At 40.5% G+C, this 2,217-nt stretch carries 3 protein-coding genes and 1 pseudogene; all 4 read left to right on the top strand.

The window, feature by feature from the left end; all coding sequences use genetic code 11:
• Positions 1-165: pseudogene (locus ABGY95_RS06270) on the top strand (IS30 family transposase); the annotation flags it as partial.
• 208 nt (positions 166-373) lie between these two features.
• Positions 374-1,027: a hypothetical protein gene (locus ABGY95_RS06265; RefSeq protein WP_347440836.1), complete on the top strand. Its 654-nt coding sequence runs from the start codon at positions 374-376 to the stop codon at positions 1,025-1,027.
• 170 nt (positions 1,028-1,197) lie between these two features.
• Positions 1,198-1,455 carry a type II toxin-antitoxin system prevent-host-death family antitoxin gene (locus tag ABGY95_RS06260; protein WP_178935176.1) on the top strand — a complete coding sequence of 86 codons (258 nt, stop codon included), beginning with the start codon at positions 1,198-1,200 and terminating at the stop codon, positions 1,453-1,455.
• Positions 1,452-1,709 carry a Txe/YoeB family addiction module toxin gene (locus ABGY95_RS06255; protein ID WP_347440835.1) on the top strand — a complete coding sequence of 86 codons (258 nt, stop codon included), beginning with the start codon at positions 1,452-1,454 and terminating at the stop codon, positions 1,707-1,709. Before ABGY95_RS06260 ends, ABGY95_RS06255 begins: the two co-directional genes overlap by 4 nt.
• Positions 1,710-2,217: the final 508 nt, after the last annotated feature.

Genomic DNA, 2,217 nt, shown 5'->3' with positions numbered 1-2,217 from the left:
AATGAGAATACCAATGGCCTCATCCGTCAATACTTCCCTAAGCGAATAGATTTCGGAGGGGTAACTGCCGATCAAATAGCTGAAGTTGAGAGAAAGCTAAACAGCAGACCTCGTAAAGTACTCGACAGAAAGACCCCAAACTTTGTGTTTTTAACACCTAACTAACAAGGTGCACTTCCAGGTTGAATCCAAGGTCTCTAACCTCGGATAAGCTTAGCGTGAGTCTAACTTCCCACATTATCCAAACTTAAATCTTAAACCCAAAGCTTACTGGCCGATGTCCGCGGTTGGTGTGCTTTACGTTCGGCTAAAAATGAAAAACACGATACGACTAGCAGTTGCTTTTCTAGCCACCGCATACATATTTCCACACTTGGAACCATACACATCACCATACATCACTAGTCAGTCAATAAGCTTTACGATAATAGGATTTATCATATTTTTCCTAGTTCATGCTAGAGCCTCTCCCAAACAGGAAACCGCTCAAAAAATTAGTTCAATAATTGAAGAGAAGAAACCAGTAGAGGTCACAACTCCAAGCCAATTGAAAGCCAAAGAGCTTGGTGATCGTTTTGAAGAGCATCTCGTCAGACTAATAGATAAACGAGATTCTGCCAATAATTTCAAGCTAGTTGAGTGGCGAAGTGATAAGTATATTGAGGAGATCAATTGTTTTCCAAGATCATCCTCACTACCAGATTTAGAATATTTACATAAGCCTTCAGGTAAAAGGATCGCATTTGAATGTAAGTGGAGATATAGATGGATACAACCAGAACTAGGTGAAGATAAGATTGAAATAGTAGCGAAAAACAAAACATGGAAAATCAAGCACTATAAGGAGTATGATAAAGATCCTAACTTAGTGACGTATTTAGCTATTGGACTTGGTTGGAATAATGATCTTAACCGCCCTCTTTCTATAAGATACATGCCTTTATCTAAAGTAGGTGAGAACTATAACCTTATCACAAAATCTTGGCTGGAAGAGCATGAGGAAAATTTACATAACATACTAAACTAAAATACCGAACAAGTCACAGTAGCTAACCCTATGGGCGCCTTTTCAGTCAAGTTTTCAAACAATTATAACCTTAAATCCTTCGTCAATCATCGCTCACCCATAGGGTAGCTATGCTATGACGTTCTGCAAAAAATATTCGACAAATCGGATATGGACGTTATCCTGTCCATATGACAGCTATAACTTATACAGCGGCACGAGAAAACCTAGCTTCTACAATGAGTCAGGTTTGCGAGGATCACGACCCTGTGATTATTACACGCAAGCGTGATCAAGCGGTAGTAATGGTTTCTTTGGAAGATTATGAGTCTTTGCAGGAGACTGCTTACCTTTTACGCTCCCCGAAGAATGCTACAAGACTCTCAGAGGGCATAGCCCAGCTTGAGAAAGGTCAAGGTGTTGTAAAGAGTTTGGATGAACTACTATGAACATCCAATTCTCTGATCGTGCCTGGGAGGATTACACCCATTGGCAGCAGTACGACCGTAAACTGGTAAAAAAAATTAACGCTCTATTGACTGATATTGGTCGAGACAACCCATATGAAGGGATCGGTAAGCCTGAGCCTTTAAAGCATGCTTTTTCTGGTTTTTGGTCCAGGCGTATTTCAGATGAGCATAGATTGGTGTATCGAGTTTGTGACGACATCATTCAGGTTGCACAGGCGAGGTATCACTACTAACAAAAATGGCAGAACAAGTCGTTGCACCCGACCGTTAGTAGCTGCCGTGTCAGGTTTTTCTTCTGTTTCTAAAAAGTGAAACTTTAATCAGTTTATCCACCATTACATCACGGCGGGTGAACTTTACGTTCTCTTAAAAATGGCACGTCCAATCCCTATTCCAAAATATCATCGGACAACTATGGCCTTCACTTTTTTCCTCGTAGCTTCGATTATAGTTATCGGCTCGGGGGCATAGAGCATTTAACTAGTCAGACAAATCTAGCGTCTGCACCCTTTGTGGGGATATTGATTTTGTGGGTATTATATCGGATCTACTGGACTCTACCTAATTGCCCTAAATGTAAGAGTAAGCTAATGCGTGTAGGTAATTATGAATCTACTGATTTTCTTCCAGGTGCTAAGATGAGTGAAAGAGCTAATTGGAACCCTTCAAGGTACAGATTGTTTATGTGTAAAGCATGTAAAACACAATACACAACGCCTCTCCCCAGTACTGAAAACTAAA

It is taken from the genome of Rubritalea sp. (assembly GCF_039830215.1).
Lineage (GTDB): Bacteria > Verrucomicrobiota > Verrucomicrobiia > Verrucomicrobiales > Akkermansiaceae > Rubritalea.
The sequence above is the reverse complement of the archived record's forward strand: the minus strand, read 5'-3'. Positions and strand labels throughout refer to the sequence as shown.